The 6,820-nt window shown below is 68.4% G+C and carries 4 protein-coding genes and 1 pseudogene; all 5 read left to right on the top strand.

Annotation, left to right across the window (positions count from 1 at the left end; translation table 11 throughout):
* Positions 1-108 precede the first annotated feature (108 nt).
* Entirely contained in the window at positions 109-486 is a 378-nt protein-coding gene (locus tag BZL64_RS22575) for a hypothetical protein (protein ID WP_086771019.1), read from the top strand.
* Complete coding sequence (locus BZL64_RS22570) at positions 476-1,144, top strand: hypothetical protein (RefSeq protein WP_086771018.1); 669 nt, start codon at positions 476-478, stop codon at positions 1,142-1,144. Before BZL64_RS22575 ends, BZL64_RS22570 begins: the two co-directional genes overlap by 11 nt.
* Positions 1,145-1,146: 2 nt before the next feature.
* Positions 1,147-5,907 (top strand): putative T7SS-secreted protein, encoded by a 4,761-nt coding sequence (locus BZL64_RS22565; protein WP_086771017.1) that lies wholly within the window; start codon positions 1,147-1,149, stop codon positions 5,905-5,907.
* Between the two features lie 8 nt (positions 5,908-5,915).
* Positions 5,916-6,266: a hypothetical protein gene (locus tag BZL64_RS22560; RefSeq protein WP_086771020.1), complete on the top strand. Its 351-nt coding sequence runs from the start codon at positions 5,916-5,918 to the stop codon at positions 6,264-6,266.
* Positions 6,267-6,415: 149 nt separating this feature from the next.
* Positions 6,416-6,820 (top strand): annotated as a pseudogene (locus BZL64_RS22555) (hypothetical protein); the annotation flags it as partial.

Here is a 6,820-nt window from a genome sequence, read left to right as displayed (position 1 = left end):
CCACACACCTTCGCCAGAACCGCCCCCACCCTCCCCCGCGTCCTGTTCTACGGTGCCATCAGTCACTCACGACAGACTGACGACCAGACTCACGACCGGGGAGGAACCGTGCAGCAGCCCAAGGCCGCGCTCGCCGAGCGCATCGCCGAGCGCAGATGGGGANNGCTGGTGCCGGTGGCCGACGGAGGGCTGTGGTCGGTGCGTTCGGGCGGGGTGCGGTGGATCTGCGGGTTCACGGACGAGGCCGCGCTGGCCAGGTTCGCCCTGCATCACGGGCCCGGTGACCAGCCGATGGAGTACGCGGCGCTGCTCGGGGCGCGCATCGTCGACGAGATCGTGCCCGCGCTGGGCGAGCCCGCCGGTCTGGCCGTCGACATCGCCACCGAGGACGGTTCGATGTTCTTCCCGCCGGTCATCGGCATCGTTCCGGAGGCGGTCGCCGTCGATGCCGGTGAGGCGGAGGAGGGGACGCGACATGAGCGGTGACGGTACGGACATCAATCTCGACAAGGCGTCCGTCGCCAAGTTCACGCAGGGCGTGGGCGCGACGATCGACGAACTCGGTGAACTCGGCGGCGCGACCGGCTCGATCATGGGCAAGGGCTTCTCGGAGCTGGCGATGACGGGGATGGAGGCCGGGCACCACGGCCTCTCGGTCGACTTCGAGGACTTCTGCGAGCGCTGGGAATGGGGTGTGCGCGCGCTGGTGCACGACGCCAGCGAACTGGCGAACCGCCTCGGCCTGGCGGCGGGCACCCTGTGGGAGCACGACCAGTACGTCGCGGGCACTCTCAAGGTGGGCGCCAACTCCCTGTTCGGCGGAAACCCTCACGCCGGCGAGGAGGACATCGCCAAGCAGGACTGGGGCGACATCTTCACGCCGGACGCTCTGAACCCGGACTGGAGCGCCGAGTCGTGGGACAAGGCCGGCGAGGAGATGGAACAGACTTGGAAGGACACCGGCCGTACCGTCCTGACCGAGGGCCGGGGCGGCCAGCAGTCGGAGATGCTCAACGACGCGTTCGGCATCTCCGACGACCAGTGGAACCAGGCGCTGGACGACACCTTCGGCCCGTCGCCGGAGGAACGCGCCCAGCAACAGCAACAGCAACAGCAACAGCAGGGTGAGTCCGGGGGGAACTGACTGTGGGTATCGGCGACTTCATCAGCGACATCACGCCGGACTCGGTCGAGGACTTCGTCGAGGACGGCACCGAGTGGGTCGGCAACCGGGTCGAGGACGCGGGCAACTGGACCGCCGACCGGCTGGACGACGTCGGCTGGGAGTCCGGCGCGGACTGGGTGCGCGAGCAGTCCCGTTCGGTCGCCAACCGGATGGGCGCCGAGGTCGACGAGATGGACCTCGGGCAGACCGAGGACAAGACCAAGCTGATCTACGGCAGCCCCAGCGAGATCAGCGCGACCGCCACCAAACTCAAGGCGTTCCAGAAGGCATTCGACAGCACCGGCGACGGCCTCAAGGGCATGGACCCGGCCCGGCTCAAGGGCGAGACGGCCGAGGCGCTGCGCACCGCGGTGAGCACCCAGCCGCCCAAGTGGTACAACGCCGCCGACGCCTGCACGAAGGCCGTCGGCGCGCTGGAGGCGTTCGCCGACACCGTCACCTGGGCGCAGGGGCAGGCGCAGGCGGCGATCGACAAGTGGAAGGCGGGCGTCAAGGCGTCCGAGAACGCCGCCGACGCCCACCGCAAGAAGGTCGACGACTACAACAGTGCTGTCGACCGCTACAACGCCCAGCCCTCCGACAAACGCGACCCGTCCACGCTTCCTCCGTGCCCCGCGCCCACGTTCGACGACCCCGGCAAGAAGCTGATGAAGGAGGCCCAGGACATCCTCGCCGAGGCCCGCAAGCAGCGGAACTCGGCGGCGGAGACGGCCCGTACGGCGGTCCGCGCGGCCCGCGACATGGCTCCGGAGAAGCCCTCGTACACCGAGCAACTGGGCGACGGCTTCCAGGAGCTGCAGATCATGGGCGACCATGTGGGCGGCGGCATCATCAAGGGCACGGCGGGGCTGCTCAACTTCGTCCGCAGCGTCAACCCGCTGGACCCGTACAACATCACGCACCCGGCCGAGTACGCCACGTCCCTCAACAGCCTGGCCGCAGGACTGGTGGTCGCCGCCAACGACCCGGTCGGCACCGGCAAGCAGATGATCAGCGACTTCATGAAGGACCCGGCCGAGGGCTTCGGCCGCCTGCTCCCGGACCTCGCGCTGACCGCCGCCACCGGTGGCGGCGGCGCCGCGGTGAAGGGCATCCGCGTCGCCGAGGAGGCCGCCGACGCGGCGCGGCTGCGTAATCTGGTCGACGACGCCCCGGACGGGACGCACAACCGGCCGGACGGCGGGCGCACCACCGACGGCACCGACCCGGTGGACCTCGCCTCGGGCCGGATGTTCCTGCCCCAGACCGACCTCGAGATCCCTGGCATTCTGCCGCTGGTCTTCACCCGCCGCACCGAGTCCGGCGCCACGGCCGGCCGCTTCCTGGGGCCCGCCTGGACGTCCACCGTCGACGAGCGCCTGCAGATCGACGCCATCGGCGTCCTTCACATCACCGCCGACGGGCTCCTGATCACCTACCCCCACCCGGTCCCCGGCGCGCCGACCACACCGGAATCGGGCAGAACCCGCACCCTGCTGGCCCGGGACGCCGAAGGCGACTACACGCTCACCGACACCGACACCGGCCTGACCCGCCACTTCACCGCCCCGCCCGGCAGCGAACCGGGCGACGACGGCACGGCCTGGCTGTCGACCGTCACCGAACGCAACGGCCACACGATCACCGTCGACCGCGGCGAGGACGGCCTGCCGCTGGCCCTCGTCCACTCGGCGGGCCACCAGGTGAGGTTCACCACCGCCGATGGCCTGGTCACCGCCCTGTCCCTGGCCGGCGCAGGCGAGGACGGCACGGACCTGCCCCTGATGAACTACGGCTACCAGGACGGCAACCTCACCACCGTCACCAAGCCCTCCGGCGCCACCACCACCTTCGTGTACGACGACCGCCACCGCGTCATCGCCTGGATCGACTCCAACGCAAGCCGCTACGACTACGTCTACGACGACCGCCACCGCGTCGTGGCCGAAGGCGGCGAGGCCGGCCACATCCAGATCACCCTGACCTACACCGAACCCGACCCCGAAACCGGCCACCGCACCACCACCCTCACCACGGCCGCCGGGCACACCACCCGCCACGTCATCGACGACCACTGCCGGGTGATCGCCTCTACCGACCCCCTCGGCCACACCACCCGCTCCACCTTCGACACCCACGGCAACCTGCTCACCCGCACCGACCCGCTCGGACGCACCACCGTCTACACCTACGACGAGTCGGGCCGGGTGGTGTCCGCCACCCGGCCCGACGGGAGCGTGCTGCGTACCGTGCGCGGCCCGTTCGGCCTGCCGGTGGAGGTGACCGGGCCCGACGGGCATCGCACGACATACGCATACGACGAGCACGGCAACCGCACCTCGGTCACGGAGCAGGCCGGACACACCACCTCCTACGGGTACGACCAGCACGGCCGCCTCACCTCCGTCACCGACGCCCTCGGCGCCACGACGCGGATGGTCCCCGACGGCGCGGGCCTGCCGACGGAGGTCACCGACCCGGCCGGCGGAGTCACCCGACTGGGCCGCGACGCCCTCGGCAGAGTCGTACGCATCACCGACCCGGCCGACGGAGTCACCCACTTCACCTGGGACGCGGACGGCAATCTCGCCCGCCGAACCGCCCCGGACGGCGCGACCGAGTCATGGACCTACGACGGCGAGGGCAACTGCCTCACCCACACCGACCTGGCCGAGGGAGTGACCCGCTTCGACTACACCCACTTCGACCTCCTCGCCTCCCGCACCCAACCAGACGGCTCCCGCTACGAGTTCCAGCACGACGCCTTCCTGCGCCTGGCCCGGGTGACCAATCCCCAAGGGCTCTCGTGGAGTTACGAGCACGACGCGGCTGGCCGCCTTGTGTCGGAAACCGACTTCGACGGACGGACCCTCAACTACCGTCTCGATGCCGCAGGGCAACTGACGTCCCGGACCGATGCCCTCGGTGGCGTCCTCACCCTGGAGCACGACCAGCTCGGCCGAATGATCAGGAAGGACGCAGGAGGCAGGACCACCACCTACGCGTACGACGTGTCGGGACGCCTCTTGCAGGCGTCCGGCCCGGACGGAGACCTGATCCGCCAGTACGACAGGCGCGGCCTGCTCAAGACGGAACTCGTCGACGGCCGCGCCATCACCTACATGTACGACGCGCTGGGCCGCCGAACTCGACGCGTGACCCCGACCGGCCATGTCACCACGTACGCCTATGACGTGGCAGGCCGCCTCGACGTGATGGCCGCGAGCGGCCATCACGTCGACTTCACCCATGACGCCGCAGACCGCGAGGTGTCGCGCTCCTACGGCGACACGATGACGCTGTCATCCGTCCGGGACGAAGTCGGCAGAGTTTGCGCCCAGTACGTCACGGCCGGCGGACAGGCCCTGAACAGCCGTACGTACACCTACCGTGCCGACGGTCACCTCACCTCCGTGGCCGACGAGTTGTCCGGCACCAGGTCCTTCGAACTCGACAACGCCGGCCGGGTCACCGCCGTCAACGCCCACGGCTGGACGGAACGCTACGCCTACGACCTCGCCGGCAATCAGACCGAAGCCTCCTGGCCCTCCACGCATCCGGACCACGAGGCAACCGGTCCTCGCACGTACACCGGCACCACGATCAGCCGTGCCGGCAACAGCCGCTTCGAACACGACCGTCTCGGGCGCGTGGTCCTCAAGCAGCGGACCCGCCTGTCCCACAAGCCGCAGACATGGCGTTACGCGTGGGATGCCGAGAGCCGGCTCACCTCCGTCGTCACGCCGGACGGCACCCTCTGGAAGTACCGATACGACCCGCTGGGCCGCCGCATCGCCAAGCAGCGTCTCTCGGACGATGGTGAGACCGTCCTGGAGGAAACCCGCTTCACTTGGGACGGCATGGTCCTATGCGAACAGACAACCGACTCCCATGGCCTGCCGAACATCGTGGCACTCACCTGGGACCATCGCGGCTCGGCTCCCCTCGCCCAGACCGAACGCATCCTCTCCCGCGACGAGGGTCAGCAGGAGATCGACCGCCGCTTCTTCGCCATTGTCACGGACCTCGTCGGAACCCCGACCGAACTGGTCGCCGAGAACGGGGACATCGCCTGGCGCGCCCGGTCCACCCTCTGGGGCACCACCGCCTGGAACCGGAACAGCACCGCCTACACGCCCCTCCGCTTTCCCGGCCAGTACCACGACCCCGAAACCGGCCTCCACTACAATCTCTTCCGGCACTATGACCCCGCCACGGCCCGCTATCTCACCCCGGATCCGCTGGGCCTCGCTCCCGCGCCCAACCCGGCCGCCTATGTCCACAACCCGCACACCTGGACGGACCCACTGGGCCTTTCTCCCTACCAAGACAAGGGAGGAAACGCGGAGATCGATTCCCGAAAGCTCGACTACCTGTTCAACAAGGACATCAAGCAGGACTCGCACAACTCCCCGAGGGCGCTCCAGAACGAACTGCAGCTCCACCGTATCGGCATACCGGACACTCCAGAGATGCGGCAATATGTCACCGATCATCTGTCAAATGCCGCCCAGCAGCCCTTCGGGCGCACCTTCAGCAAGGAGTGGCCCGGCGGAAGCGGCGAGTTCGGCGTGACTGAGTCTGTTCTCCACGGCCCGCACGGCGCACTTGGCGTCGAGAGCACCTGGGAGATCCTGCCGGACGGCGGGCACAGGCTCTCCACAGTCATCTTCCGCGGCAGTGGCCCGAACGTCAGCATCCACGGCAGCCTGGATCACTGGCCGCCGTACACCGGAAAGTGAAGGTGGACGTGTACCGAGAGTTCCTCACCCCCGACGACGAAGAGGTCTACGAGGCCGTCGGCGAGTGGCCTGACTCGGACGAGAGTGGCGCACGGACTCTCACCTTCCGGGATAATTCCGGACAATCTCTCATTTTTTCCTACGACGCGCTGGCGAGGTCGGTGAGGATCCGATGGGTGAACGATCAGGGAATCGAGATGATGGATATCTTCCGCGAAAGCGCAACACGCCTTTCCTTCACCTCAGGCCAGTCGGCCAAGCACATTCTCATCGATTTCCAGACCGGCGAGTGCACGGGGACCCTGGAGATTCAATTGACGCCCCACCTGTCGGTACGCGACCGCCTCCTGTTCCAATAGAAGGCACTAGGGTGTCCCATTGCCCCGCCCTGCCTGCTGCATATCACCGACACACAACGGGCTTTCCTCTTCCCTGAGGAAAGCCCCGCACTGACGCGGGGACGGTTACATGGCTGCGGCAACGCAGACCGGATGAGACAAGTAGGACCATGAACCTGACGTTCGACGGCGACTGGCGCGCAACAGTGACGGCCGATCCGCTTCCCATCACTCCCCGCTTCACCGGCGACTCCGTGGATCTCGCGCGGTACGCGGACGTGAGCGAGCGTGAGCGGTTCGTCGTAGACACCTTCGGCAGCCGGCACTGGCTGTGGGACACGCCCGACGTCTTCCGCTTCGCCCCGGACAGCCGGAAGCTGGTCGGGGCCGAACTCCAGCTGCCGTACGTGTCCGCCGCCCACGAGACCTCCACCCGCCTTCCCGTCATGCCCGCCGTACACCAGGGCGGGATTCTCGCGGACGAGGTCCGGGATTTCCGGCACGAGATGTGCTCGGTGATGTGCCGAGTCCCCGCAGACGCCGAGCTGATCTGCCTGCGCGACCTCGACGTCCTC

The sequence above is a fragment of the Streptomyces bobili genome, assembly GCF_002154575.1.
In the GTDB taxonomy this organism is placed as follows: domain Bacteria; phylum Actinomycetota; class Actinomycetes; order Streptomycetales; family Streptomycetaceae; genus Streptomyces; species Streptomyces bobili.
This window is presented reverse-complemented; position numbering and strand designations above follow the sequence as displayed.

Excerpts from the sequence above, each read along its gene's own strand:
- BZL64_RS22570 (WP_086771018.1), top strand. The coding sequence starts at position 476 with ATGAGCGGTGACGGTACGGACATCAATCTCGACAAGGCGTCCGTCGCC.